This window comes from Massilia pseudoviolaceinigra (assembly GCF_030846505.1).
Classification (GTDB): domain Bacteria; phylum Pseudomonadota; class Gammaproteobacteria; order Burkholderiales; family Burkholderiaceae_D; genus Telluria_A; species Telluria_A violaceinigra.
Window position 1 is genome coordinate 1 of record NZ_JAVCWL010000013.1, and the last position, 24,661, is coordinate 24,661.

The 24,661-nt window shown below is 64.7% G+C and carries 22 protein-coding genes; 7 read left to right on the top strand and 15 right to left on the bottom strand.

Going from position 1 to position 24,661, the window contains the following annotated elements:
- Nucleotides 1-311: cache domain-containing protein (locus tag RBA40_RS14125; protein WP_306648455.1), on the bottom strand; the 311-nt coding region annotated here is incomplete at its 3' end.
- A gap of 1,015 nt (nucleotides 312-1,326) precedes the next feature.
- Entirely contained in the window at nucleotides 1,327-1,728 is a 402-nt protein-coding gene (locus tag RBA40_RS14130; protein ID WP_306648456.1) for an RHS repeat domain-containing protein, read from the bottom strand.
- A 413-nt stretch (nucleotides 1,729-2,141) separates the two neighbouring features.
- Between RBA40_RS14130 and RBA40_RS14135 the strand changes: the two genes are divergently transcribed.
- The 3 genes from RBA40_RS14135 (at nucleotide 2,142) to nadC (ending at nucleotide 5,859) form a co-directional block, all read left to right on the top strand.
- The gene (locus RBA40_RS14135) at nucleotides 2,142-3,740 is read left to right on the top strand and encodes an ABC-F family ATPase (protein WP_306648457.1); all 1,599 of its coding nucleotides are present in this window, start codon (nucleotides 2,142-2,144) and stop codon (nucleotides 3,738-3,740) included.
- Between the two features lie 122 nt (nucleotides 3,741-3,862).
- Nucleotides 3,863-4,996 (top strand): quinolinate synthase NadA, encoded by a 1,134-nt coding sequence (gene nadA / locus RBA40_RS14140; protein ID WP_306648458.1) that lies wholly within the window; start codon nucleotides 3,863-3,865, stop codon nucleotides 4,994-4,996.
- Nucleotides 4,993-5,859, top strand: coding sequence for a carboxylating nicotinate-nucleotide diphosphorylase (nadC, locus tag RBA40_RS14145; protein ID WP_099878956.1), 867 nt, complete (start codon nucleotides 4,993-4,995; stop codon nucleotides 5,857-5,859). Before nadA ends, nadC begins: the two co-directional genes overlap by 4 nt.
- On the opposite strand, the gene RBA40_RS14150 is transcribed toward nadC, so the two are convergent.
- The 7 genes from RBA40_RS14150 to RBA40_RS14180 are packed head-to-tail and all read right to left on the bottom strand — an operon-like array spanning nucleotide 5,849 to nucleotide 13,852.
- Nucleotides 5,849-6,430, bottom strand: coding sequence for a lipocalin family protein (locus RBA40_RS14150; protein ID WP_445352052.1), 582 nt, complete (start codon nucleotides 6,428-6,430; stop codon nucleotides 5,849-5,851). The two genes, nadC and RBA40_RS14150, sit on opposite strands and share 11 nt — an antisense overlap.
- Nucleotides 6,431-6,442: 12 nt before the next feature.
- Entirely contained in the window at nucleotides 6,443-6,799 is a 357-nt protein-coding gene (locus RBA40_RS14155; protein WP_306648459.1) for a DUF3325 domain-containing protein, read from the bottom strand.
- Nucleotides 6,796-8,412, bottom strand: coding sequence for a PepSY-associated TM helix domain-containing protein (locus tag RBA40_RS14160; RefSeq protein WP_306648460.1), 1,617 nt, complete (start codon nucleotides 8,410-8,412; stop codon nucleotides 6,796-6,798). The genes RBA40_RS14155 and RBA40_RS14160 overlap by 4 nt, the downstream gene beginning before the upstream one ends.
- Nucleotides 8,409-8,714, bottom strand: coding sequence for a DUF3649 domain-containing protein (locus RBA40_RS14165; RefSeq protein WP_306648462.1), 306 nt, complete (start codon nucleotides 8,712-8,714; stop codon nucleotides 8,409-8,411). The genes RBA40_RS14160 and RBA40_RS14165 overlap by 4 nt, the downstream gene beginning before the upstream one ends.
- A gap of 1 nt (nucleotide 8,715) precedes the next feature.
- Nucleotides 8,716-9,444: a DUF4198 domain-containing protein gene (locus RBA40_RS14170; protein ID WP_306648463.1), complete on the bottom strand. Its 729-nt coding sequence runs from the start codon at nucleotides 9,442-9,444 to the stop codon at nucleotides 8,716-8,718.
- Between the two features lie 18 nt (nucleotides 9,445-9,462).
- The gene (locus tag RBA40_RS14175) at nucleotides 9,463-11,655 is read right to left on the bottom strand and encodes a TonB-dependent siderophore receptor (RefSeq protein ID WP_306648464.1); all 2,193 of its coding nucleotides are present in this window, start codon (nucleotides 11,653-11,655) and stop codon (nucleotides 9,463-9,465) included.
- Between the two features lie 10 nt (nucleotides 11,656-11,665).
- Nucleotides 11,666-13,852: a TonB-dependent siderophore receptor gene (locus RBA40_RS14180; RefSeq protein ID WP_306648465.1), complete on the bottom strand. Its 2,187-nt coding sequence runs from the start codon at nucleotides 13,850-13,852 to the stop codon at nucleotides 11,666-11,668.
- A gap of 224 nt (nucleotides 13,853-14,076) precedes the next feature.
- On the opposite strand from RBA40_RS14180, the gene RBA40_RS14185 reads away from it, so the two are divergent.
- Complete coding sequence (locus RBA40_RS14185; protein WP_306648466.1) at nucleotides 14,077-14,454, top strand: hypothetical protein; 378 nt, start codon at nucleotides 14,077-14,079, stop codon at nucleotides 14,452-14,454.
- Here RBA40_RS14185 and RBA40_RS14190 read toward each other — a convergent pair.
- The 4 genes from RBA40_RS14190 to nadB are packed head-to-tail and all read right to left on the bottom strand — an operon-like array spanning nucleotide 14,444 to nucleotide 18,231.
- Entirely contained in the window at nucleotides 14,444-15,283 is an 840-nt protein-coding gene (locus RBA40_RS14190) for an NAD-dependent protein deacetylase (RefSeq protein WP_306648467.1), read from the bottom strand. The genes RBA40_RS14185 and RBA40_RS14190 overlap by 11 nt on opposite strands.
- A complete protein-coding gene (locus RBA40_RS14195; protein WP_306648468.1) occupies nucleotides 15,273-15,674 on the bottom strand; it encodes a PPC domain-containing DNA-binding protein in 402 nt (133 codons plus the stop codon). Before RBA40_RS14195 ends, RBA40_RS14190 begins: the two co-directional genes overlap by 11 nt.
- Nucleotides 15,675-15,684: 10 nt before the next feature.
- On the bottom strand, nucleotides 15,685-16,590 hold the full coding sequence (locus RBA40_RS14200; RefSeq protein ID WP_306648469.1) for a DMT family transporter: 906 nt from the start codon (nucleotides 16,588-16,590) through the stop codon (nucleotides 15,685-15,687).
- A 24-nt stretch (nucleotides 16,591-16,614) separates the two neighbouring features.
- Nucleotides 16,615-18,231: an L-aspartate oxidase gene (gene nadB, locus RBA40_RS14205; RefSeq protein WP_306648470.1), complete on the bottom strand. Its 1,617-nt coding sequence runs from the start codon at nucleotides 18,229-18,231 to the stop codon at nucleotides 16,615-16,617.
- Between the two features lie 183 nt (nucleotides 18,232-18,414).
- Between nadB and RBA40_RS14210 the strand changes: the two genes are divergently transcribed.
- Both RBA40_RS14210 and prsR read left to right on the top strand, forming a co-directional pair.
- Nucleotides 18,415-19,806, top strand: a complete 1,392-nt coding sequence (locus RBA40_RS14210; protein WP_306648471.1) for a TIGR03013 family XrtA/PEP-CTERM system glycosyltransferase — start codon at nucleotides 18,415-18,417, stop codon at nucleotides 19,804-19,806.
- Between the two features lie 29 nt (nucleotides 19,807-19,835).
- Nucleotides 19,836-21,191 (top strand): PEP-CTERM-box response regulator transcription factor, encoded by a 1,356-nt coding sequence (gene prsR / locus RBA40_RS14215; protein WP_306648472.1) that lies wholly within the window; start codon nucleotides 19,836-19,838, stop codon nucleotides 21,189-21,191.
- On the opposite strand, the gene RBA40_RS14220 is transcribed toward prsR, so the two are convergent.
- Both RBA40_RS14220 and RBA40_RS14225 read right to left on the bottom strand, forming a co-directional pair.
- Complete coding sequence (locus tag RBA40_RS14220; protein WP_306648473.1) at nucleotides 21,183-21,986, bottom strand: hydrolase 1, exosortase A system-associated; 804 nt, start codon at nucleotides 21,984-21,986, stop codon at nucleotides 21,183-21,185. The two genes, prsR and RBA40_RS14220, sit on opposite strands and share 9 nt — an antisense overlap.
- On the bottom strand, nucleotides 21,983-22,831 hold the full coding sequence (locus RBA40_RS14225) for a hydrolase 2, exosortase A system-associated (protein ID WP_306648474.1): 849 nt from the start codon (nucleotides 22,829-22,831) through the stop codon (nucleotides 21,983-21,985). The genes RBA40_RS14220 and RBA40_RS14225 overlap by 4 nt, the downstream gene beginning before the upstream one ends.
- A gap of 256 nt (nucleotides 22,832-23,087) precedes the next feature.
- On the opposite strand from RBA40_RS14225, the gene RBA40_RS14230 reads away from it, so the two are divergent.
- Entirely contained in the window at nucleotides 23,088-24,659 is a 1,572-nt protein-coding gene (locus RBA40_RS14230) for an acyl-CoA ligase (AMP-forming), exosortase A system-associated (protein WP_306648475.1), read from the top strand.
- Nucleotides 24,660-24,661: the final 2 nt, after the last annotated feature.

Genomic DNA, 24,661 nt, shown 5'->3' on the forward strand with positions numbered 1-24,661 from the left:
GTATTTCCATCGGCGTCCTTCAGTTCCAGCACATTCTTGCCGATAATCTTGGCATTAGCGCCGTTGGCCCACTCCAAACCGTCCATGTCGATGACGAAGATATACAGATCACGATCGACGAATGCGCCCTTCGGATTGCTGAAATCGGCAAATGCCTTGTCCTTGCCATTGGCCTCGAGATAAGCGACCGCTTTCTTGACGAGAGCCGTTGCCTCTTCAGCGGTGCCGCGCTCCGCAGCGAATACAGAACTGTGCAAGCTCGCTGAAATCAGCAGGACACTGGCAGTGCGCAGGATGTTATTAATAATCATGATTTCTCCACTATGTTATGAAACAAGGGCATGATACGTGCCCGTTGGGCGCGCCAATATCCATGTCTGCTGACGATGGACATCAGGAATTATTAAAGCTCATGAATGCCGTCAATTGCGACCCTTATGTCGACATCGATTGAGCGCGGATTGAACGGCAAGATGTTTCAGTGTTACATCTATCCCGGGAAATTGCGACAACTATGGTCTTTACTGTTGTTTTTTCTGCCCGCCGGGGTGCGAACGAGGTAAGCGGCCAGCAACCCTGGCTGCATCCGTGATCGGCATTGCCGCAGCGCGCCTTTCGATTATTCAGGAGGGGGGGCGGAATATATTTTCCGGGAGGTAATCAAAGGCGGGCATGCCCGACCGGGGAGTTGATGTGCAGGCAATATTGAAACAATCACCAGCAGCAGACGCTGCTAAGCATTTAAAAAGTAAATCTGGCTAGAAGTATAATGTTGAGTTAAAATCAAACCCAACATTTGACGGTCGGCAATTCTTGATTCATAGCGCGCTTCTGATGGCATAATTGGTATTAACAACTAGCTTCCCTTGGTCCTTCCCCAGTCTTCCAGCCACCTCCGATCACCTGTATGACAACCGTCTGAGCATCGTTTATAAAACACAGCTGCTCCTACCCTGCATTTTTCTCGACGTTGTTTGTTAGCTCTTGTAACGGTGCAGATGTAGTCCATCCGCGTAGCGCTGGGAATGCACAGCTCGGTTACGCACTTTGGTGGATCTTGAGACCATTGCGCAAAGGTCTTAGACGGCCCGCCATATTCTTTCCCGCTGCTGACACCACCGTCGTCTGATGGCTTGCGATGGTGCCCGCCACCGCCCCCTCCGTCGGCGGGCACCTTAGCGATACAGGGAATCGGGCTGCGCTCTACGCAGCCGGGATGGCCAACGCCGCCGTCACTTCTTTCCAGCTTCTGTTCTATCAGCGCTGACATTCCCATTTCAATTGCGAAATGGTTCCTAAGCTCTTGATTTTTTCGGTCCGTAATAATCACCGGATTCTTCCCAAAAACAATTTTTCGCCCAGATCCGGTTTCCAGAATTGCTTAATGTTTCCGCTTTCATCGCAGATGGCCGACAGGGCCCTGCCATCAGCGTATGTGATTCCTTGGAAGCGCCCATCGTGTCCGTAAAGATATGTCCCGACGCTCCCGTCTGGCCGGGTCTGAGACTGAATCTTCCCGTTTACAAGCGTGCGTTCGATTTGTTGAGCCAGCTGCAGGGCGAGCTTAGCCGTTGTGTAAAAAATTGCATCGTTTTCAGGTGAGCGCTTCTCCTGTGTTTTTATGGTAAGCGCCGGGCTCTCAACAGGCGCTACCGGGGTGGCCCCAGCGCTTGCCAGACTGAGTACCAGGAAAGCTGAAATAGTTTTCCACACCAGTTTCATATTCATATCGACTCCCATTCAGAGCGCCATGTTCGCCTTACAGAGCACGGATTTCTATCGATTAAGCTGGCATAAGTGGGAGCTGTTTTCGAACAAAGGAATCGGGGGAACTTCTGCTATGCACGAGATGTCGCGCGACGCCGGAAATGTGAGGAACGGAAACGTCGGTTGAGCGGTACGGATGTGCAGCACAGTCAAAAATCGAGGACGGTGGACTAGAGCGTCGAGGCAAGCACGGCGGAGCAAACCCGGCCACGATCCTGGCGGCGCGGCCGGCTCAGGCCGCGGCCGGGCAGCCCGCGCAGAGTGCGCGCCAAGCCATTGTTTTCGATGCGATGTACAGCGGCGGGCGGCGCATATTGTATAATGGTCGATTAGCGCTCAGCGCCCGTTTCCATTCGCAAAAGACCCAATCCAGCATGCTATCCACAGCTAACATCACGATGCAGTTCGGCGCCAAGCCGCTGTTTGAGAACATCTCCGTCAAATTCGGTGACGGCAACCGTTACGGCCTGATCGGCGCGAACGGTTGCGGCAAGTCGACCTTCATGAAGATCCTCGGTGGCGACCTCGAGCCATCGGGCGGCACTGTCATGCTCGACACCAACGAGCGCCTGGGCAAGCTGCGCCAGGACCAGTTTGCGTTCGAAGACATGCGCGTGCTGGACGTGGTCATGATGGGCCACACCGAGCTGTGGAACGCCATCTCCGAGCGCGACGCCATCTACGCCAATCCGGAAGCGACCGACGACGACTACATGCACGCGGCCGAGCTCGAAAGCAAGGTTGCCGAATACGACGGCTACTCGGCCGAAGCGCGCGCCGGCGAACTGCTGCTCGGCGCCGGTGTCTCGATCGACCAGCACCAGGGCCCGATGAGCGCCGTGGCGCCAGGCTGGAAGCTGCGCGTGCTGCTGGCGCAGGCCCTGTTCTCGAATCCGGACATCCTGCTGCTCGACGAGCCGACCAACAATCTGGACATCAACACGATTCGCTGGCTCGAAGATGTGCTCAACGACCGCAATTCGACCATGGTCATCATTTCGCACGATCGCCACTTCCTGAACCAGGTGTGCACGCACGTGGCCGACATGGATTACGGCACGCTCAAGGTGTACCCGGGCAACTACGACGAGTACATGTTCGCCTCGACCCAGGCGCGCAACCAGCAACTGGCCAACAATGCCAAGGCGAAAGAAAAAGTCGCCGAGCTGCAAGACTTCGTGCGCCGCTTCGCCGCCAACAAATCCAAGGCGCGCCAGGCAACATCGCGCGCCAAGCAGATCGACAAGATCAAGGTCGACGACATCAAGCCGTCGTCGCGCGCCTATCCGTTCGTGCGTTTCGAAGCCGAGAAGAAACTGCACCGCCTGGCGGTGGAAGTTGAAGGCATTTCCAAGAAATACGACCGTCAGCTGTTCAAGAATTTCAGCATCATGGTCGAAGCCGGCGAGCGCATCGCGATCATCGGCGCCAACGGTGCCGGCAAGACCACCTTGCTGCGCTCGATCGGTGGCGAACTGACCGGTTTGCAGCCGGACACCGGCCGCGTCAAGTGGGCCGAGAACGCCAACGTCGGCTACATGCCGCAAGATCCGACCGAGGAATTCGCCACCGATGCGGTCCTGACCGACTGGATCGGCCAGTGGACCAAGGAAGGCGACGACGACCAGGCCGTGCGCTCCATCCTCGGGCGCCTGCTGTTCGGCGGCGACGACGTGAAGAAATCGGTACGCGTGCTGTCCGGCGGTGAAAAAGGCCGCATGATGTACGGCAAGCTGATGCTTGGCCGCCACAACGTCATGCTGCTCGACGAGCCGACGAACCACATGGACATGGAATCGATCGAGTCGCTGAACATTGCGCTCGAAAAATACACCGGCACCCTGATTTTCGTCTCCCACGACCGCGAGTTCGTGTCCTCGCTGGCCAACCGCATCCTCGAAATCAAGGAAAACGAAATCGTCGACTTCCGCGGCAACTACGAAGATTACCTGACGAGCCAGGGTATCGACTAAGGCCGGGCGGGGCGCCTGGCGTCCCGTTCGGCTTTGTGGGGCAGGGCGGGCACCGAGGTGCCCGCGCGCCATTTCACGGCAGGCCTCCTGCAACGATTTCTCTCTTGTGAGATAGTACCGACATGAACATTCTCCCTATCAAAACCATTGAATACGAGCATCCTCAAGCCGGCCTGAGCTGCACCGCGCAAGCCTGGGCACGCACGCCGGCCGCGCCGTCCGCCGCCGAAAAAACGGCGCTCAAGGAACGCATCAAGCGCTTGCTGAAAGAACGCGAGGCGGTGCTCGTCGCCCACTATTACGTGGACGGCGACCTGCAGGACCTGGCAGAGGAAACCGGCGGCTGCGTCTCCGATTCGCTCGAAATGGCGCGCTTCGGCCGCGATCATCCGGCAAAAACGCTGGTGGTCGCCGGCGTGCGGTTCATGGGCGAGACCGCCAAGATCCTCAGTCCCGAAAAACGCATCCTGATGCCCGACCTCGACGCGACCTGTTCGCTCGACCTGGGCTGTCCGGCGGACGAATTCTCGGCCTTTTGCGACGCCCATCCCGACCGCACGGTCGTGGTGTACGCCAACACCAGCGCCGCCGTCAAGGCACGCGCCGACTGGATGGTGACCTCGTCCATCGGCCTCGACATCGTGGCCCACCTGCATGCGCAGGGCAAGAAAATTCTGTGGGCACCGGACAAGCACCTCGGTTCCTACATTCAAAAGCAAACCGGCGCCGACATGCTGCTGTGGCAGGGCTCGTGCCTGGTGCACGACGAATTCAAGGGTGTCGAACTCGACTTGCTCAAGGCCGAGCATCCTGAAGCGAGGGTACTGGTCCATCCGGAGTCGCCTGCCAGCGTGGTTGCCCTGGCCGATGTGGTCGGATCGACCACGCAACTGATCAACGCCGCCCAAACGATGGATGCAACGACCTTCATCGTTGCCACCGACAACGGCATCCTGCACAAGATGCGCGCCGCCGCGCCGGGCAAGCATTTCATCGAAGCGCCAACCGCCGGTAACAGCGCCACCTGCAAGAGCTGCGCGCACTGCCCGTGGATGGCCATGAACGGGCTGCAGAACCTGGCCGACGTGTTAGAGAGTGGCAGCAACGAAATCCATGTCGATCCGCAAGTCGGCAAGCAAGCCGTGCGCGCCATCGACCGCATGCTCGACTTCGCCGCCGCGAAAAAAGCCAAAGCCTTGCCGACCAGCGCGTTGGCCAACGAAGCAACACTGTTTTCCGGAGTGGGCCCAGCATGAGCAATTTACGTAATCCTTACGCCGTTTTTGATGCGGCGCTGCAAACCGCCTTTGAATCGAACCTGCTGGCCGCCTTGCTCGAAGACGTCGGCAGCGGCGACCTGACCGGCAAGCTCGTGCCCGACGACACCCGCGTGCGCGCCCGCGTCATCGTGCGCGAAGAAGCCGTACTCTGCGGCGGACCGTGGTTCGAAGGCGTGATGCTGGCCCTCGATCCGAGCATCGAAGTCGACTGGCAATATGCCGAAGGCGACCTGATGAACGCCGGCAGCGTGGTCTGCACCATCGAAGCGCCACCGCGCGCCTTGTTGACGGCCGAGCGCGCCGCGCTGAACTTCATGCAGTTGCTTTCTGGCGTAGCGACCGTCACGCGCAGTTACGTCGAGGTGGTCGAGGGCACGAAGGCATCCATCCTCGACACGCGCAAAACGCTGCCGGGTCTGCGCCAGGCGCAAAAGTACGCGGTGCGGGTCGGCGGCGGCAAGAACCAGCGCATGGCTTTGTACGACGGCATTCTGATCAAGGAAAACCATATCGCCGCAGCGGGCGGTGTGGGCAAGGCGCTGGCGGCGGCGCAGGCGCTGGACGCCGGCGTATCGATCCAGATCGAAGTCGAAACCCTGGCCCAGCTGAGCGAAGCGCTCGAAGCCGGTGCCACATCGGTCCTGCTCGATAACTTCGAGCTGGCCACGATGCGCCACGCGGTCGCGCTCAATGCGGGCCGCGCGCTGCTGGAAGCATCGGGCGGGGTGAATATGGACAGTGTGCGCGCGATCGCCGAAACGGGCGTGGACCGCATTTCCATCGGCAGCCTGACCAAGGACATCAAGGCCACCGATTTCTCGCTGCGGATTATTGACTGACCGGATTCTGGTCGACGTAGATCAGTTTCGACGTATCGAAACCGAGCGCCTGGGCCTTAGCGACCAGGCGCTTTTTTGTTGCCTCATCCATTGTCGGCGTGCGCGACAGCAGCCAGAAATACGATTTATCGGGCCCGCTGATTAGCGAATAACTGTAATTCTCGCGTTCCAGGTCGAACACGATGTACGATCCGTAAAAGGGACCGAAGAACGACACCTTCAGATAACCGGTGTCCGGCTTCTCGACAAAATATGCCTTGCCCTCCGACTGTTTCCATTCCTTTTTCTCGGCGTTATAGCCACGGTTGATGACTTTGATGCCGCCATCGTCGCGCATGCTGTACTCGGCGGTCACTCGGCTCAAGCCACGTTCGAAAGAATGATCCAGCCGCGCGATCTCGTACCATTTTCCGAGATATTTCGCGGACTCGAAATTGGCCACCGGTTCAATGTCCGCCGGCTTGGACACACAGCCCGCGAGCAGGAACGCCATTACCACGAACAATGTTTTCATGATGAACTCCGCACTAAGAATGTCGATTTCGATTGTAGCCCACGGGGTGGCGCGCACCTTGCGCGATTGCTAAGCGATCCCGCCCAACACGAAGGCGATTGCTCCGACCACGCCTGTCGCCCGCGCCAGGCGCGCGACCAGCTGCGGCGCGTAGGTCAGCAACATCATCAGCGCCAGCGCCGCCGCGGTCATGCCGCCCAGCCAGATCAGCGGCCCGTGGCCGCCGCCAGCCTTCAGCACCGCGGCCGCAAACGCGAGCACCAGCGCACCCGCGCCGGCTGCCTGCAAACGCCGCCGTAACGCTGGCGGGGCTTCCTGCCCGCGTCCATGCATATCGGCGTAATGCCGCTGCATCGCCACGCTCAGCGCACCGAAACCGGCGTAACTGAGTCCGAACACCGCGACGAGATACAACACGCCGCTCATGATGCCGCTCCGACCCCGGCGCTAACCGCCGGCGCCTTGACGTCATTTCTCTTCACCTTGCCCCGGCCCAGCCGCAGCGCGCCGTAACCGAGCAGCAGCCCCAGTGCCAGCACCGTGATGTCGAACCACGCCACCGCGCTCGGGCCGTTGAGCAGGGTCACGCCGAGGTGCGATGACGTCGTAAATACATTGAGCAGCGGGATCGCGCCGAACAGGAATGCCCCGGCGGCCAGCTGCAAGCGCCACATGGCGCGGTCGGGCTTCATCTGCGCCAGCAGCGCCGCGGCACCCCAGGCTGCAAAGAACACCGCAATCTCGTTCTCCGCCCGCTTTTCCATCACGACCGGCAGCAGGCGATTGGCCCAGAAGTAGCAGGCAAAGGCGATCGGCAAACCCGCCACCGCCCCGATGTTCAACGCCTCCACCAGGCGCGTGCCGACGCCGATGGACGCACCGGCCTTGAGCGCCTTGGCCTGCGTCTGCCGGCTCTTGACCGCCCACAGGATCGCGCCGGTCGCCACCATGGCGTATCCGGCCAGCCCCGAAAGGAAGAACAGTGCGCGCAGCAGCGGGTCGGCAAAGCGCGCCACGTGCAGGCCGTACATCACGCCGTGGGTTGCCGCCGGCGGCGCCAGCTGGTCGCCCGCGCTGGCCAGCAGCGCGCCATTGACGGCGTCGAACTGCATCGCCGGCTGCTTGTACGACAGCTCGCGGCCGCCCGCGCGCGTGATCGAGACGCTGGCGTTGGCGTGGTTCGGATGATTGACCGTGATCGCGCCGGCGTGGCTGCCGCCCCAATGGCGCTCGGCCTGTTCCAGCATCGGCCGCAGCGGCGCCATCACGGCCGCTTCACCCGGCTTTTTGGCAGGCTTGCCGGCGCTCGGGAAGACTTCTTCGGTAAATCTATCGCGGTCGCCCTTGTATGCCACCTGGGCGGCGCCCGGCATGTACATGAACATCAGGGTCACAAGGCCCGTGTAGGTGATCATCAGATGAAACGGCAGTGCCAGCACCGCAGTGGCGTTGTGGGCGTCGAGCCAGGAACGCTGTCCCTTGTTGGGCCGGAAGGTGAAAAAATCCTTGAAGATGCGCTTGTGCGTGATGACGCCACTAATGATCGACACCAGCATGAACATGGCGCAAAAGCCCACGATCCAGCGCGCCGTCAGCGGCGGCATGTAGTGCAGGTCGAAGTGCAGGCGGTAGATGAATTCTCCGCCACGGGTGTCGCGTGGCTCCGCCATGGCCGCGCCGGTGACCGGATCGATCAGGGCCGTCCGCAGGCGCTGGCGTTTGCGCGGCGCGCCCTCGGGCGGCGGGGGCGCGGTCCAGGCGATACGCACGGCGCCCCTGCGCTCGGTCGGCAGGTTGATGAACCAGCGCTGCGCGTCCGGCGCGCGCTGCTGCAGCGCCTTGACGGCCATGTCGGCGGCATCGACGCTGCTGGCCTTGTGCGCGGCCACGCCATGCAGTTCCGGCTCCATCCATAAGGTGATTTCTTCCTGGTAGTAGCTGGCGGTGCCGCCGGCGAAGATCAGCAGCAGCACCCAGCAGACCAGGAGGCCCGACCAGGTATGCAGCCAGGCCATGGACTGGCGAAGGTTTTCTTTCATGGGACGTTCCGGTACAAAAGATAGACGATGGCGGCCATGCCTGCCGCCGGCAGCAGCAAGCCAAGCCAGGCGCGCGTGGCGCTGCGGGCGGCGAACACCCAGATCACGGCACCGGCGTAGATGGCAAACGAGGCCAGGGTCGCGCCGATGACGGCGTCCGCGCGTCCGGTACCCAGCACGCGCGGCAGCAGCAGCGCAAGCAGGGCGCTGGCCGCCGCCGCCAGCAGGTAGCCGCCGAGGATGGCGGCCAGCGCGCGCGAGCCGACGCCAAGCCGGTAAGCGAGAGGGGCGGACAGGCGCATGTTACGGCGTAATGACGTTCGGTTTTGCCGCCGGCGGCGCCGCGATGGCAGTCGCGCCGGCCGTTTGCACCATGCTCATGGTGGTGACGTAGGTGGCAACGTCGTACGGTTTGCCGTCGCGCTGGCCGGCGGTTTTGTCGGTGTGGCGCGCTTCGAGCACATAAGTGCCTTTCCACGGCATGCTGAAGTTGACCATGCCTTGTTCGTCGCTTTGCGCTTCCCTGGCCCAACCCGACTGCGCCACCACACCGACCTTGGTTTTCGCCAGCGGCTTGCCCTGGTAGCTCAGTTGGAACTGGCCCGCTTTTCCGGTCGGGACGATGTCGAGCGTCAGGCGCGCCTGCTGCGCGGCGCTGCCGTTGACCAGCCGCGCGGCCGGAGTCCAGATCGAACGCACCACGGTGTCGCCGGTCTTTTTTTCAAAGGCCGGGTAGCTCGCTTCTTCGGCCACGATGCTCTGGCCTTCGGCGGCGCGCGCCGACAGCACGAACGCACCGGCGGTTTTGTCCAGTTTCAGTTTGCGGTCGGCACCGGCGCCGATCAGCGTGGCGCTCGGCGCGACAAATTTGTCGAGCAGGCCGGGCGAGGCTTCGCGCAGGTTGTCGCCAAATTCGCCGAAGTAGACGGCGGCGGTCTTGCCATCCTGTTCGATCCAGATCTGGTGCGCACTCGCGCTGGCAAAGGCGCCGCACAGCAGCGTGGCGAAGAGGGTGGTTGCGAGGTTTTTCATGGAGTATCCTGGTTGTGATTAATATTGATAGCGCAGATTGGCCGACACCGAACGCGGCTCGCCGTAATAGCCGCCGTTGTAGAACCCCACCTTGCGGTAGTAGGTCTTGTCGAGCAGGTTGTTGATATTCACGCCGGCCGAAAGCTGGCGTGTGATCTGGTAGCGGCCCATCAGGTTAAGCAGCGTGTACGCGGCCTGGCTGGTGCGCACCTTGCCGGCCGGCCCGGTGGCCGTGGTGTAGATTTCGCTCTGCCAGTTCACGCCGCCGCCCACGGTCACATCGCGCCATTCGCCCGGCAGGCGCCAGGTGGTGCTGACGCGTACCATGTCGCGCGGCTGGATCGTATTGATCACCACATCCTTGGCGTTGCGCGACGTGCTGCGCGTGGCGCCGGCCGAGAGCTGCCAGCCCGGCATCGGCGTGCCCGATACTTCGGCTTCCACGCCCCGGCTTTTCGTGCCCTTGCCGGTCGAGACGTACGGACGGGTGCCGTCGGGAAGCAAGACGCCCAGCGGCACCGAGCTGTCATCCTCGCCAAGATTGTCCTGCTTGGCCTCGAACACGGCGACGGCGGCATTCAGGCGGCCGCCGAAAAATTCGGCCTTGACGCCGGCTTCCACGTTGCTGCCGGTGACCGGGTCGAGGAAGTTGTTATCCTTGTCCTTGTAGTTCTGCGGCTTGAACAAATCGCTGTAGCTGGCGTACAGCGAGGTGTTCGGCGCCAGGTCGAAGACCACGCCGGCGTACGGCGTGAGCACGTCCTTCGAGGCGTAGCGCCCGGTGGCGTTGACGAAGTCGCCGCTGGTGTTGAAGTTGTCGGTGCGCGTCTTCCAGGTGCTCAGGCGCGCGCCGGCGATTACCTGCAGCGGGTCGGCCAGGCGCAGGCGCGCCGCCAGGTAGGCGCCCGACTGCTCCGTCACCGCCGCCGCGCTGGCGCCCGTGCGCCAGCTGACCGGTTGCGGCACCTTGCCGGTCCAGTTGCGAAAGTCCGGAATCACCAGCGGGAACGGCAGCGGGCTTTCGGTGGCGACAGCCGGCGTCACGCCTTCGCGGCGCCAGCCGTTCCAGCCGGCCACCAGCTCGTGCTTGCGGCCGAACAGATTGAAGGCGCCGGTCGCGTACAGGTCCAGGTTATCCTGCGTTTCTTCGTACGGGAAGGTGCCGTTCCACACGGCCAGCCCGGTACCGTCGCGGTTCGGGTAGCCGCTGCCGCCGTAAAACAGCGCGCCTTCGGAGGTCGAGTCGAGCCGGTTGTACGAGACCTTCACCTTCCAGTCGTCGTTGATGCGGTGTTCGAGGTTGGCGTACACATGGCGGTAGGTGCGTTCCCAGCTGCTCCATTCGGCCGCCACGTTGAAGGAGCGGGGCAGGTTGGCCGGCGTGCCGTCGCTGAAGAACAGCGGCGTGGTGCCCCAGGTCGTGCCTTTCGGCGTGTTGTGCTGGTAGTCGGCGCCCACGGTCAGCAGGCTGTCCTTGCCCAGGTCCGCTTCGACCAGCACGCCGCCGACGATCTTGCGCTCCTTGTACAGGTCCAGGTGCGAATGGCGGTTCTGCACGACGCCAATGGCGCGCCCGCGCACGCTGCCCGATGCGTTCAGGGCCGCTGAAATATCGGCCTCTACGCGCCGCATGTCCCACGAACCGATACCGACCGAGGCCGAGCCGCTCAATTCGCGCGTGGGGCGCTTGTGCACCATGTTGACCGTGGCCGACGGGTCGCCCGCGCCGGTCACCAGGCCTGTGGCGCCGCGCACCACTTCGATGCGGTCGTACAGGGCGGTATCGAACAGGGCGCTGTTGCCCGAGCTGTAGTTGGCGGCCACGCCGTCGACCTGGAAGTTACTGACCGTGAAGCCGCGCGACGAAAAGCCGGTGCGCTCGCTGTCGTTTTCCTGCACCGTGATGCCGGGCGTCTGCACCAGCACGTCGGCGATGCTGGTCAGGTTCATGTCTTCCATGCGCTGGCGCGTGATGACGGTGACCGACTGCGGTGTTTCGCGCAGCGACAGCTTGAAGCGCGTGGCGGTACTGGCGGCGCGCGCGCCGTAGGAGGTGCTGTCGTCCTGCCTGTCGGCGCGGATTTCGACCACGCTGACCGGTGACGCTTCGTCGAGCGGGGCGTCGGGGGCGGCGGCGTGGGCCACGCCCGCCATCGAGAAAAGCAGTGCCGAGCGGACGGCCAGCGCGAGGGGATGTAAGGTCATGTTCATTGAGGGGTACTCAAAAAGTGTAGCGGGCGCTCAGGGCGACGGCGCGGCGCTGGCCATAGAAGCAGTCGCCGCGGGCCAGGCAGGTCGAAATCTGGACTTTGTCGGTCAGGTTGGTGACGTTGAGCGCCACGCGCAGCGGCCCGCTGCTGTAAGAGAGCATGGCGTCGAGCAGGGTGATGTCCGGCGTTTCGAGCTGATCGAGGCCGTCCATCGACGAGCCGAGGTAGCGCACGCCGGCACCGGCACTGAAGCCATCCTGCTGCGCGATCGAGAAGCGGTGCGTCAGCCAGGCCGACACGTTGTGCTTGGGGATGCCGCTCAGGCGCTTGCCGTTGTCGGCGCCATTGCTGCGCGAGACGGTGGCGTCGGTATAGGCGTAGCCGGCGGTCCAGTCCCAGTCGCGGCCCAGCTTACCGGCGCTTTCCAGTTCTAGCCCGCGCACGTGCACTTCGCCGATCTGGATGCTGTTGAGCGGATTGGCGGGATCGGCGGTCTTGCGGTTGGTGTCGCGCAGGTCGTACACGGCCAGGGTGGTCATCAGGCTGCGGCCCGGCGGCTGCCATTTCAGGCCCGCTTCCCACTGTTCGCCGCGCTGCGGCTGGAATGCCTGGCCGTTCAGGTCCACGCCGCCCAGCGGCAGGAACGATTCGGCATAGCTGACGTACGGCGACCAGCCGCCGTCGGCCAGGTACAGCAGGCCGACCCGCCTGGTGTTGGCGCTGTCGTCGGTGCGCGCAGCCGCGCGGCCTTCGATATCGTTGGTGACGCCGTCGTGGCGCAGGCCCAGCACAGTTACCCAGCGCGGGCCGTATTTGATCTGGTCCTGCACGTAGTAGCCGTTCTGGCGCAGATTGGTGGTCGGCAGGTGGGTCAGCACCTTCGGTACGGTGTAGTTGCCGTAGACCGGGGCGTACACGTCCAGCGGTGCGGCCACGCCGCGCCCGTTGGCCTGGCGCGTTTCCACCCGCTGCACGTCGGCGCCCAGCAGGATCGTGTGCTGCAGCGCGCCGGTGGCCAGTTTCGCCTCTAATTGAGTATCGACCAGCAGCGTTTCCAGGTTGTTCAGGTTTTGCACCAGGTCGCGGTTGATGGTGCGCTGGTCGGCGTTGAACACGGGCCGCGCCGGCCGGCCAGTGGCCGCAACGGCGGTGAAGCTGGTGTAGGCGCTGCGGTAATCGACTTCGCTTTTGGTCTTGCGCAGGGTCTGGCGCACGCTCAGCGTATCGTTGAAGCGGTGGCTGAACAGGTAGCCGAGCGCGCTCTGTTCGGTGTCGTAGGCATCCCAGCCTGGCTCGCCGGTGAAAGTGCTCGTCGGGATCTGGCCGAACTTCGACGGCAGCAGGGTGGCCTGCCACGGAAAGAAGCCGATCATCGAGCCGCTGTGGTCTTCCTGGCGCAGTGCCAGCATCGTCAGCGAGGTGTTCGCGTTGGGCGCCCAGGTCAGCGAGGGCGCCAGCAGCTTGCGGTCGTCGTCGACCATGTTCACTTGGGTGCCGCTGTCGCGGCCCACGGCCACGAGGCGCGCCAGCCAGTGGCCGTCGGCATCGAGCACCTGGTTGATGTCGAGCGAGAGCTGCTTGCGGCTGTTGCTGCCGATTTGCACCTGGACTTCACGCTGCGACGTCGCCATCGGCCGCTTGGAGACCAGATTGACCACGCCGCCGATGCCGCCCTGGCCGTACAGGACCGACGACGGGCCGCGCAGCACTTCCACGCGCTCCAGGGTGTACGGGTCGGGACGCGTGGTGTTGTAGCTGCCGAAGTTCGATTGCACGCCATCCTGCAGCATGGCCGGATTGCCGCCGCGCGAAGTGACCGAATCGACCCGGCTGTCGAAGTAGCTGGAGACCAGGCCGGCGCTGTAGTTCAGCGTCTGGCGCAGCGTTTGCGCGCCTTGCTCCTCGAAGCGCTCGCGCGGGATGACGCTGATCGATTGCGGCGTTTCGATCAGCGGCGTGTCGGTCTTGGTGCCGGCGCCGCTGCGTTTGGCGACGTAGCCGTTGTCTTCCCTGTTGCCGTCGACCGTGATCACCGGCATCGCCACGGCCTCGTCGGCGACCTCGCTGGCGAACGCCAGGGCACCGGGACCGGCCAGAGCGGCGAAAACGAGTGCCGAACGGACTGCGGCGGCCAAGGGAAGGGGAATGCAGTGCGTGGCGCCGGCGTACGCCGGGCCGAAAGGTGCGTAGTGCGCCATGGAGCCATCCTGAAAATGAGTGCAATGGCTGGCTACGGTCGTGCTGGCTGGCTTTTGAATGAGAATTATTCTCAATTATAACGGGAGGTGAGAAATTCAGCAAGGCAACATTCATGCGTGAAGAATGAATGTTGCAGCGTGTAAATACTCTCGCGTCGCACGTATTGCCATATAATTACATTCCTCATCGCAACTAATGATGAATCTAATGAGCAGGGGCAATAATGCAAGCATTCCTGGAGTCTGAGCGACGGTATTTGCTAAGAGTAAAAGCGGAGGCCGTTCTCATGCTTGTACTTGGCGCGGTAGTGTGTGGAGCGATCGTTGTCTGGGATCCGTCGTCGTGGCTGCTGTGGTCATTCGGTATTTTTTTCGCTCTGTATGCTGCAGCGCATGCATGGGTGTATCGCGTCTCGCCCCGGTGTTTCAGCCTGGAGGCGGAAACAAAACGAATGGAAAAGGCCCGATCCCGGCTCAACGCTTTCAGCGACCGGGCCGATTACGAGTGGTTGAGTGCCGAGATCGAGCTCCGTCAGGAAACCATCGCATCACTTGCGCAGTTTATGGCCGAGCGCGAGCGGGAACGCGCGCTTAATCGCTAGCAAACTGCCTGAGCAGCGCTGGGAGGACATCTTCAGCGCTGGCTTCGACCTTCAACGATATCAATTCGTCGGCGCGGGTTTTGCCCAGGTTGATCGCGGCAATCGGCTTGCCTGAGTCGGCGGCCATGCGGCAAAAGCGAAAGCCCGAATACACCACCAGCGACGAGCCGATGACCAGCAGGGCGTCGGCCTCCATCATGCGTGCCAGCGCCTCGCGCGTGCAGTCGGCCGGCACACCGTCGCCGAAGAACACCACGTCGGGCTTGAGCGTGCCACCGCAGTGCACGCAGTAAGGCAGGTGGAATTCGGCCAGCGCGTCCGGCTCCAGATGGGCGTCGCCGTCCGGCGCGGGCGTGGCCACGGCACCAGCGAGCGCCGGATTGGCTTCGACCAGCTGGCCCTGCACGAAGGCGCGCGGAAAACTGGCGTGGCAGTCGAGGCACACCACCTTGTGGATATTCCCGTGCAGTTCAAGTACGTCGGCGCTGCCGGCGCGCTGGTGCAGGCCATCGACATTCTGCGTCATGAGGGCGCCGAGCCGTCCCGCCGCTTGCAATCCGGCCAGCGCGGCGTGTCCGGCATTCGGCGCGGCGCCCGACAACGTGGGATAGCCGACCATGCTGCGCGCCCAGTAGCGCCGCCGCACCGCTTCCAGCTTGCGAAAGTCCGGCCCCTGGACCGGCGTTTTACCGCGCCGTACGCCATCGCGGTCGCGATAGTCGGGAATGCCCGAGGCGGTGCTCATGCCGGCGCCGGTCAGCACCAGGATGCGCTGGTGGCGAGCCACGAAACCGGCCAGCCGGTCAAGCGTCGTGCTGTCAGCAGTCATGGGAATGCACCACCAGCTCGTCGAAACCGGACGTGGGATCGGCTTCGCGTGCAAAGCGGTGGTCGGGCAGCAGGGCGATGAGGATTTCGGCGGTGGTGCGGATGGTGCAGCCGGCCAGTACATGGCCGCCCAGCACGCGGCCGGCGGCATCGGCCACGGACATGTGCAGATGCGGGCCGTCCGGCGAGAGCGAGCCGGCCAGGGTCAGTATTTCGATGTCGCCTTCGACCTCGGTGGCCTGGGCGGCGCCGGCCAGGCGCAATCTCGCGCCACTCAGGCTGCCGATCCCCTGCAGCACAAAACCGGCCGCCGTGCCATGCGCGGCCAGCACGCCGGCCAGGGCGGCGCGCAGGTCCTGCCCCGGAACCAGCCTGAGTGGAAGTGTTTTCATGTGCCTGATTTTACCCGGCCTTGCGGCGCGACGAGAACACGATCCCACCGACGATCAGCGCAAAGGCCACGCCGTGGTACAAGTGCGGCAGTTCGCCCAGGAAGGCCGACGACATCATGGCCGCGAACAGCGGGGTCAGATTGCTGAAAAACGCGCCCACGCTGGGCCCCGCGCGCTGCACGCCGGCGCCCCAGCAGCGAAAGGCGATGATGGCCGGGCCGATGGCAACGTACAGCAGCGCCGCCGCGACGGTCCAGCTCCAGTGGATCGCGACTGCACCGCCGGCCCATTCGACGCCGGCGAAGGCGCCCGACCACAGCACGCCGTAGATGACCTGGGCCAGCAAAAAGGCGGCCCAGTCGGCGCGCACGGCGGGCGGATCGTTTTGCCGGGTCAGCAGCCAGCTGTAGAACGACCAGGCGATGGTGGCCAGGATCATGTACAGATCACCGGCAACCAGTCGCATCGCGGCCAGCTGGCTCCACTCGCCGCGGCACAGCACCACCAGCACCCCGACGATCGACATGGCCGCGCCGATGACTTGCTGGCGGCCGACCTTCACGCCGAAAAACAGCGCGCCGATCAGCAGCATCCAGACCGGCATGCCGGCTGCCACCAGCGTGACGTTGATCGGGGTGGAGCTTTGCAGCGCCAGGTATTGAAGGGAGTTATACAGGCCGATGCCGAGCAGGCCGAGAAGGGCGAAGCGGCGCCAGTTGCTGCGCAGCGCATCGCTGGCGAACAGGCGCCGTCCCAGCGGCAGCAGGATCAGCATGGCGATCGACCAGCGCAGCAGGTTGAGCGTCATCGGCGGCACCGCCTCGCGCACCAGCCGGCCGACGATGGCGTTGCCTGCCCACAGAAGCGGGGGCAGGGTCAGTAAACCAATGGTCGCGGGCGTGAGCTTCTGGTTCATATCCGCGTCGGCGCGCGACCTGCGTTAACGGCGCGGTGGTGTCAGCACGCTTGGCAAGGCTTTCGGCAAGGTGTTCGGATAGTCGCGGCTGAAATGCAGGCCGCGGCTTTCGCGCCGTGTCAGCGCGCTGTTGACAATCAGCGAGGCCACGTCGACCAGATTGCGCAGCTCCAGCAAATCGTGCGTGATGCGGAAGTTACGGTAGTACTCGTCGATTTCTTCCTTGAGCAGCGCGATGCGGTGCTGCGCGCGTTCGAGGCGCTTGGTGGTGCGCACGATGCCGACGTAGTTCCACATGAAGCGGCGCAGCTCATCCCAGTTGTGGGCGATGACGACTTCCTCGTCGGCGTTGGTGACGCGGCTTTCATCCCAGGCCGGCAGGTCGCGCGTTTCGCCTTTCGGCATGGCCGCGATTTCGAGCGCGCAGGCGCGTCCCACCACCAGGCATTCGAGCAGCGAATTGCTGGCCAGGCGGTTGGCGCCGTGCAGGCCGGTGCAGGCGGTTTCGCCGACCGCGTACAGGCCCGGCACGTCGGTGCGTCCGGCCAGGTCGGTGACGATGCCCCCGCACGTGAAGTGCACCGCAGGGACCACCGGAATCGGTTCCTTGGTGATGTCGATGCCCAGCTCCAGGCAGCGCGCATAAATGGTCGGGAAGTGCTCCTTGAGGAATTCAGGGCTCTGGTGGCTGATGTCCAGGTTGACGTAATCGAGGCCGCGCTTTTTCATCTCGAAGTCGATGGCGCGCGCCACCACGTCGCGCGGGGCCAGTTCGCCGCGCTCGTCGTACATCGGCATGAAGCGCGTGCCGGCCGCGGCGCCGGCTTCCGGCGGCAGCTTGAGCAAGCCGCCTTCACCGCGGATCGCTTCGGTGATCAGGAACGACTTGGCGTAGGGGTGGTACAGGCAGGTCGGGTGGAACTGGATGAATTCCATGTTCGAGACGCGGCAGCCGGCGCGCCAGGCCATCGCGATGCCGTCGCCGGTGGCGGTGTCGGGGTTGGTCGTATACAAATACACCTTGCCGGCGCCGCCGGTGGCCAGCACGGTGTGCTCGGCCTCGAACGTGAGCACCTGGCCGGTTTTCTCGTCCTGCACGTACAGGCCATAGCAGTGCGGCTGGCCGGCGCTGGCCGCCGCCGGCTTCGGTCCCAGTTTGTCGGAGGTGATGACGTCGATCGCGCAGTGCTGCTCGAACAGGGTGATGTTCGGATGCGCGCGCACCTTCTGCTCCAGCGTGACCTGGACCGCGTGGCCGGTGGCGTCGGCCGCGTGGATGATGCGGCGCTGGCTGTGGCCGCCTTCGCGGGTCAGGTGAAAGCCCATTTCGGCGGTCGGGTCGCGCGTGAACGGCACGCCCTGGTCGATCAGCCATTCGATCGCTTCGCGCCCGTGTTCGACGATGAAGCGCGTCGCTGCCTCGTCGCACAGGCCGCCGCCGGCCACCAGGGTGTCGTCGATGTGCTGGGCGTGGCTGTCGCCCGAGTCCAGCACCGCGGCGATGCCGCCCTGGGCCCAGTTGCTGGCTCCGTCGAGCAGTGCCCGCTTGGAGATGATGGCAACGGTGCGCGTTTGCGCAAGATGCAGGGCAACCGACAGACCGGCCAGTCCGCTGCCGACAATAGCGACGTCAAATTTCATGTTGGGCGAGTAATTAGTGCAGAAGCATCACTATAGTCTATTTGGCTGCACTGTGTCTGGCCTTCAGGAAATGCCCGAAAATGCTTGTTCGTAGTCAATACCTCTTGTGAGTCTGTAAGCGATTATTTACCACGCCGTGCCGCGGGCATGGACACGACAAAGTATCGCTGGCATGGAGGGACCGTGATCCGGATTTTCAGTCACTACGTATCCAAGATGGCGTTCGTGCTGCTGCTGCTCGAATTGCTCATGCTGCTCACCTCGGCCAGCGTGGCCTCGGTCCTGTGGTTTTCGGACCAGAACGGCCAGTTCCGCGCCGATAATCTGTATCTGTCGTCGCTGACGTTCGCGCTGGTGATCATCTTCAGCATGAGCGCGCTGGGGATGTACCAGCACGGCTCGCGCGAGGGCATCCGCACCACCCTGATCCGCATCATGCCGTCGTTCGCGCTCGGTTTCGCGCTGCTCAGCGCCCTGATCGCGGTGCGCCCCGAGATCTATTTCGGGCGCGGGATCAGCAGCGTGATCTTCGCCATCGGCGCCACCGCCGTGGTGCTCACGCGCCTGGTGGTGTTCAAGTCGGCCGAGTCGGCGCTGCTCGAAGCGCGCCTCATTTTCGTCGGCAGCGGGCCGCTGGCGCGCGAGTGCATGGATCTGGCGCACAGCAAGAACGGCCTGCACCAGTTCAGCGTGGTGGGCTGCGTGCCGATCGCCGGCGAAGAAAGCTGCGTGCCCAGCGCCGCGCTGCTGCCGGTGGGCGAGTCGCTGCTGGAGATGGCGCGCCGCTACGAGGCGCGCGAACTGGTGGTGACGGTGACGAACCGGCGCAGCAAGGAGTTCCCGGTGCGCGATTTGCTGGCCTGCGCGCTGGGCGGGGTGCGCGTGATCGACGCCGCCACCTTCTTCGAGCGCGAGGCATGCCAGATCCGGCTCGATTCGCTGCAGCCGAGTTACCTGATTTTCGGCGGCGGCTTCGACCAGAGCTTCTGGCGCGCCAGCGTCAAGCGCTGCTTCGACCTGGTGGCCAGCGGCTGCATCACCGTGGTGTCGCTGCCGGTGATGCTGCTGGCCGCGGCGGCCATCAGGTTCGACGATGGCGGGCCGGTGTTCTACCAGCAGGAGCGGGTCGGAAAAGATGGCCGCATCTTCAATGTGCTCAAGTTTCGCAGCATGCGCATCAATGCCGAGGCGCCCGGCGTGCCCACCTGGGCGTCAGCCAACGATCCGCGCGTCACCCGCGTGGGGCGCTTCCTGCGCATGCTGCGCATCGACGAGCTGCCGCAGATGCTCAATGTGTTCAAGGGCGAGATGAGCTTCGTCGGGCCGCGCCCGGAACGCGCCTTCTTCGTCGACCAGCTGGCGCGCGATATCCCTTACTACAACGTCCGGCACAGCATCAAGCCCGGCGTGACGGGCCTGGCCCAGGTGCGCTACCAGTACGGCGCCTCGGTCGACGACGCCGTCCAGAAGCTGCAGTACGACCTGTATTACGTCAAGAACAACAGCCTGTTCCTCGATCTGCTGATCCTGATCGATACGGTGCAGGTGGTTTTGCTGGGCAAGGGAAGCCGCTGAACGTGAACCCTCTTTCAAGGAGCTGCATAATGGGCAAAAAGAAGCTGTTGGTGGTCGAAGACGACAAAGGCTTGCAGAAGCAGCTGCGCTGGAGTTTCGATGGCTATGATGTGCTCATCGCCGAAGACCGCGAGAGCGCGCTGGCGCAGCTGCACCGCCATCGCCCGGCGGTGGTGACGCTCGACCTGGGCTTGCCGCCCAATCCGGACGGCGCCACCGAGGGCCTGGCCACCCTGAAGCAGATATTGGCCGAAGCGCCCGGCACCAAGGTGATCGTCTTGTCGGGCAACCAGGACCGCGCTCACGCGCTCAAGGCGATCAGCATGGGCGCCTACGACTTTCACCAGAAGCCCTTCGACGCCGATACCCTGGGCCTGGTGGTGGAGCGGGCGTTTTATCTGCACGCGATGCAGGAAGAGAACCAGCGCATGCTGCAGATCGCCGCCGACTCACCGCTGGCGCGCATCGTCACGCGCGACCCCGGCATGCTGCGCCTGTGCCGCAGCGTCGAAAAACTGGCACCGTCGTCGGCCACGGTGATGCTGCTGGGCGACTCGGGCGCCGGCAAGGAACTGTTCGCACGCGGGCTGCACGACCTGTCGGCGCGCCACGAAAAACGCTTCGTGGCGATCAACTGCGCGGCCATTCCGGCCGACCTGCTCGAGAGCGAATTGTTCGGCCACGAAAAGGGCGCCTTCACCGGCGCCGGCCAGCAAACCCTGGGCAAGATCGAAATGGCGCAGGGCGGCACCTTCTTCCTCGATGAAATCGGCGACATGGCGATGGCCCTGCAGGCCAAGCTGCTGCGCTTCGTGCAGGAGCGCGTGATCGAGCGTATCGGCGGACGCAGCGAAATCGCGATCGATGCGCGCATCGTGTGCGCCACCCACCAGGATTTACCCAAGCTGGTGCGCGAAGGGCGCTTTCGCGAGGATTTGTACTACCGCCTGAGCGAAGTGGTGCTGGCCATTCCGCCGCTGCGCGAGCGGGTCGGCGACGCGGTGCTGCTGGCGCATCACTTCAAGCACCAGGCTTGCCTGACGGAGCGGCGCAGCGTGCCGGCGTTCACCGACGACGCGGTGCTGGCGATCGAGCAGTATGGCTGGCCGGGCAATGTGCGCGAGCTGGAAAACTGCATCCGGCGCGCGGTGATCATGTCGGAAGGGCCGCAGATCAGCGCGCGCGACCTGGGCCTGGCCGAAGCGCCGCAGTCAGGCACGCCCGTCAATCTGCGCCAGGTGCGCGACGCCGCCGAGTACAAGGTGATGGTGACGGCGCTGGCGCGCACCAACGGCTCGATCGTCAAGGCGGCCGAGCTGCTCGGCGTGAGCCGCCCGACCCTGTACGACCTGATGCACCATCACGGCATCAGGATTTCACCATGACGCAATCCAGTTCGCGCTGATTTCCGCCACCGCGTCGCGCCAGGCGCGGCTGGCGAAGGTGCGGTCGGCGCCGGCGATGGTGACGCACTTGCAGCGCACCTCGTGGCGCTTGAGCAGGGCGTCCACGTGCTGCGCGCCCGGTTCGTCGCCGCCGAGGATCACCAGCGCCGCGCCGTCGAAGCCCGACAGGCTGGCCAGCACGCGCTGCGGCAGCGGCAGGCTGGCGTCGGCCGCGGCGGCGCGCATGTTCTGGCGCAGCGCGGCCACGCTGGCCTGGCCGTCGCCGCTGTCGCTGGCCACGCGCTTCCAGAAATCGAGTTCCCCCAGGCGCGCCAGCAGTTGCGGCAAGCCGTCCGCGCGCGGCGCGCTGCCGGGCGTGTGCATCCAGGGATTGAGCAGCACCACGCCCGAGACGCGCGCGTCGGCCTGGGCATACAGCACGGCGGCCGTGGCGGCGTCGCCCAGGCCCCACAGCACCACGTCCTGCATGCCGGGCATCTGGGCGAAGAAGGCGCGCATGGCGGCCTGCGTGTCTTCGCCGAGCGCGTCGATGGTGCGCGCCTCGCCTTCGCTGTCGCCCATGCCGCGGTGGTCGAAGCGCATCACCGGGATGCCGCGCGCGGCCAGCAGGCGCGCCAGCAGCGTGAAATGGCGATGGTTGCCGATGCGGTACTGCGGCGCGCTGGTGACGACCAGCACGCCGCGCGACAGCGGCCGTTCGGGCAGGTCGAGGATGCCGACCAGTGCATTGCCGCCGCAGTTAAATTGGAGTGCGCGTTGGGTTGCTTCCATCATGCCTCCGGTACGAAGACGGCACTGGTGGCGTCCAGCAGCGCAGGGCACTCGACGATGTCGTTGGCGCCCCAGAACGGCGCCCCTTCGACCGCATGAAAATGCAGGGTGGCCCCGCGCGCGCTCCAGCGGCGGGCGATGCGCGCGGCGCTGGCGGCCAGCCGGGACGGGGCCGGCGAGGCGCTGGCGAACCAGTGCACCTGGCAGGGCGGCAGCGGCAATGCCGCCGCGTCGCAGGCGTCGATGGCCTGGATCAGCGGCGCGGCCAGTTCGTAGCCGCCCACTTCGATCATGCCGCGCGTGAGCAGGTCGGCGCGCAGCTGGCTGGTGGTGCCGAACAGCGCCGGGTCGCCGGCGCGCATGCGCGCCGCCAGGCCCTGGCGCAGGAACTGGTTGATGCAGGTGCGCCCGTTCAGGAAAGGCTGCCACAGGATGACGCCGTCGACCGGCGCACTGCAGGCGAAATCGAGCGCCAGCAGGCCGCCCAGGCGGATGCCCCACAGGTGCATCGGGCCGCCGCCGGCGCGTTCGGCGAGCCAGGCGCGCGCGATCTCGAGATCGCGCTTCCATAGTTCCCAGCGCGCCGAGCTGAAATCGCCGCAGCTGTCGCCGCAGCCGAACATATCGATCTGCAGCACCGCGTAGCCGGCGGCGGCAAAACGGCGCGCCTGCAAGGTGGCCATGCGGCGCGATTTGTTCAATTCATCGGCGAACGGGTGCACGTACAGGATGGCGCCGCGCGTGCGCACCTGCGGCGCCGGCGCGTGATACAGGCTGAAACGGGTGCCCGGCTCGGCGTCGAAGAAAAACGGCAGCACGCGCGGAAGGGACAGCAGGGGAGCATTCATGGTGTTCTTATCTCCTGTACGCACCCCGGGCTGGCCGGGACGCAAGATTGCGGGCGCACTGATGAAGGAATGGTCGGTTCCCTCGCCCCTGTCCTGTCCGCGGAACCGGTTTCATTAAACACCCCGCAAATTGCGGGCTTATTGAGCGCGCACAAGAGGAAGAGTGCCGTCGCATTGCTTGATTCCTGTCAATGCCGAGTGGGCCGTTTTTCTCAATCATGAATGCCATTGGGAAACAATTTACTCAGAGGAACATATGGCCCAGCTCTTGCATGATCTGATCAACGAGGCCGCGTGGCGTACGCCGCATGCGCCAGCCTTGCGCTATCTCGACAATAGCCTCAGCTACGAAGAACTGGCCTGCTGCGTCGAGGTGGCCGCGCAGGGCTTGCTGGGCCTGGGGCTGGCGCGCGGCGAGCGGGTGGCGGTGTTTCTCGACAAGTGCGAGGAAGCCGTGCTGGCCCTGTTCGGCGCGGCGGCGGCCGGCCTGGTGCTGGTGCCGGTCAATCCCTTGCTCAAGCCGGCCCAGGTCGGTCATATCCTGCGCGACTGCGGCGCCCGCGTGCTGCTGACCTCACCCGGGCGGCTGGCCACGCTCGACCTTGAGCTGGCCCGCTGTCCGGACCTGTACTGCGTGCTGCAGACCGGGGCCGAGGACGGCATGCTGCCGGGCCTGGGCGTACTGGCCTGGGATGGCTGGATGAAGCGCGCCGGTACCGGTGCGGCGCGCGACGCCCATCGCTGCATCGATAGCGACATGGCGGCGCTGCTGTACACCTCGGGCAGCAGCGGCGCGCCGAAAGGCGTGGTCTTGTCGCACCGTAATCTGGTGGCGGGCGCCTGCAGCGTGGCCGCTTACCTGGGCCACACGGCGCACGACCGCATCCTGGCGCTGCTGCCGCTCAGCTTCGACTACGGCCTGAGCCAGCTGACCAGCGCCTTCGCCGCCGGCGCCGCCGTGGTGCTGATGAATCCGTTGCTGACGCGCGACATTCCGGCCATGGTGGCACGCGAGCGCATCACGGCGCTGGCGGCGCTGCCGCCGCTGTGGATCCAGCTGGCCGAGCTGCACTGGGATACGCCGCACAACTTGCGCTACATCACCAGTTCCGGGGGCGCCATGCCGCGCGCGGCCCTCGATGCGCTGCGCCGGCGCCTGCCGGACACCCGGGTGTACCTGATGTACGGGCTGACCGAAGCGTTCCGCGCGACCTGCCTGGGGCCCGAGCAGCTCGACACGCGGCCCGACTCGATCGGCAAGGCCATTCCCAACGCCGACGTGCTGGTGCTGCGGCCCGACGGCCAGCCGTGCGCGCCGGGCGAGCCCGGCGAACTGGTGTACCGCGGGCCGCTGGTGGCGCTCGGCTACTGGAACGATGCGGCGCGCACGGCCGAGCGCTTCCGGCCGCTGCCGGCGCAACCCGGGCTGCCGTTCACCGAGACCGGGGTGTGGTCGGGCGACATCGTGCGGATCGATGAGGATGGCTATCTGTACTTCATCGGCCGCAGCGACGAGATGATCACCACCGGCGGCTACCGGGTCAGTCCGACCGAAATCGAAGAGGTGCTGTACGCGACCGGGCTGGTGGCCGAGGCGGCGGCGCTGGGGCTGGCGCACCCGGTGCTGGGGCAGTCGATCGCGCTGGCCGTCACGCCGCAGCGCGGCTGCCTGCTGGAGCCGGCCGTGCTGCTGGCCGCCTGCCGCGCCAAGTTGCCCGGTTACATGCTGCCGCTGTTGGCCCAGGTGCGCCAGGCGGCGCTGCCGCGCGGTCCCAACGGCAAGTTCGACCGGCGCCTGCTGGCCGCCCAGATGGCGCCCGGCGCTTGATG

What these genes read in the sequence shown, in the direction of transcription:
- RBA40_RS14130 (WP_306648456.1), bottom strand. Translation starts at nt 1,728, where the DNA reads ATGAATATGAAACTGGTGTGGAAAACTATTTCAGCTTTCCTGGTACTC.
- RBA40_RS14135 (WP_306648457.1), top strand. Translation starts at nt 2,142, where the DNA reads ATGCTATCCACAGCTAACATCACGATGCAGTTCGGCGCCAAGCCGCTG.
- nadA (WP_306648458.1), top strand. Translation starts at nt 3,863, where the DNA reads ATGAACATTCTCCCTATCAAAACCATTGAATACGAGCATCCTCAAGCC.
- nadC (WP_099878956.1), top strand. Translation starts at nt 4,993, where the DNA reads ATGAGCAATTTACGTAATCCTTACGCCGTTTTTGATGCGGCGCTGCAA.
- RBA40_RS14155 (WP_306648459.1), bottom strand. Translation starts at nt 6,799, where the DNA reads ATGAGCGGCGTGTTGTATCTCGTCGCGGTGTTCGGACTCAGTTACGCC.
- RBA40_RS14160 (WP_306648460.1), bottom strand. Translation starts at nt 8,412, where the DNA reads ATGAAAGAAAACCTTCGCCAGTCCATGGCCTGGCTGCATACCTGGTCG.
- RBA40_RS14165 (WP_306648462.1), bottom strand. Translation starts at nt 8,714, where the DNA reads ATGCGCCTGTCCGCCCCTCTCGCTTACCGGCTTGGCGTCGGCTCGCGC.
- RBA40_RS14170 (WP_306648463.1), bottom strand. Translation starts at nt 9,444, where the DNA reads ATGAAAAACCTCGCAACCACCCTCTTCGCCACGCTGCTGTGCGGCGCC.
- RBA40_RS14175 (WP_306648464.1), bottom strand. Translation starts at nt 11,655, where the DNA reads ATGAACATGACCTTACATCCCCTCGCGCTGGCCGTCCGCTCGGCACTG.
- RBA40_RS14180 (WP_306648465.1), bottom strand. Translation starts at nt 13,852, where the DNA reads ATGGCGCACTACGCACCTTTCGGCCCGGCGTACGCCGGCGCCACGCAC.
- RBA40_RS14185 (WP_306648466.1), top strand. Translation starts at nt 14,077, where the DNA reads ATGCAAGCATTCCTGGAGTCTGAGCGACGGTATTTGCTAAGAGTAAAA.
- RBA40_RS14190 (WP_306648467.1), bottom strand. Translation starts at nt 15,283, where the DNA reads ATGACTGCTGACAGCACGACGCTTGACCGGCTGGCCGGTTTCGTGGCT.
- RBA40_RS14195 (WP_306648468.1), bottom strand. Translation starts at nt 15,674, where the DNA reads ATGAAAACACTTCCACTCAGGCTGGTTCCGGGGCAGGACCTGCGCGCC.
- RBA40_RS14200 (WP_306648469.1), bottom strand. Translation starts at nt 16,590, where the DNA reads ATGAACCAGAAGCTCACGCCCGCGACCATTGGTTTACTGACCCTGCCC.
- nadB (WP_306648470.1), bottom strand. Translation starts at nt 18,231, where the DNA reads ATGAAATTTGACGTCGCTATTGTCGGCAGCGGACTGGCCGGTCTGTCG.
- prsR (WP_306648472.1), top strand. Translation starts at nt 19,836, where the DNA reads ATGGGCAAAAAGAAGCTGTTGGTGGTCGAAGACGACAAAGGCTTGCAG.
- RBA40_RS14220 (WP_306648473.1), bottom strand. Translation starts at nt 21,986, where the DNA reads ATGATGGAAGCAACCCAACGCGCACTCCAATTTAACTGCGGCGGCAAT.
- RBA40_RS14225 (WP_306648474.1), bottom strand. Translation starts at nt 22,831, where the DNA reads ATGAATGCTCCCCTGCTGTCCCTTCCGCGCGTGCTGCCGTTTTTCTTC.
- RBA40_RS14230 (WP_306648475.1), top strand. Translation starts at nt 23,088, where the DNA reads ATGGCCCAGCTCTTGCATGATCTGATCAACGAGGCCGCGTGGCGTACG.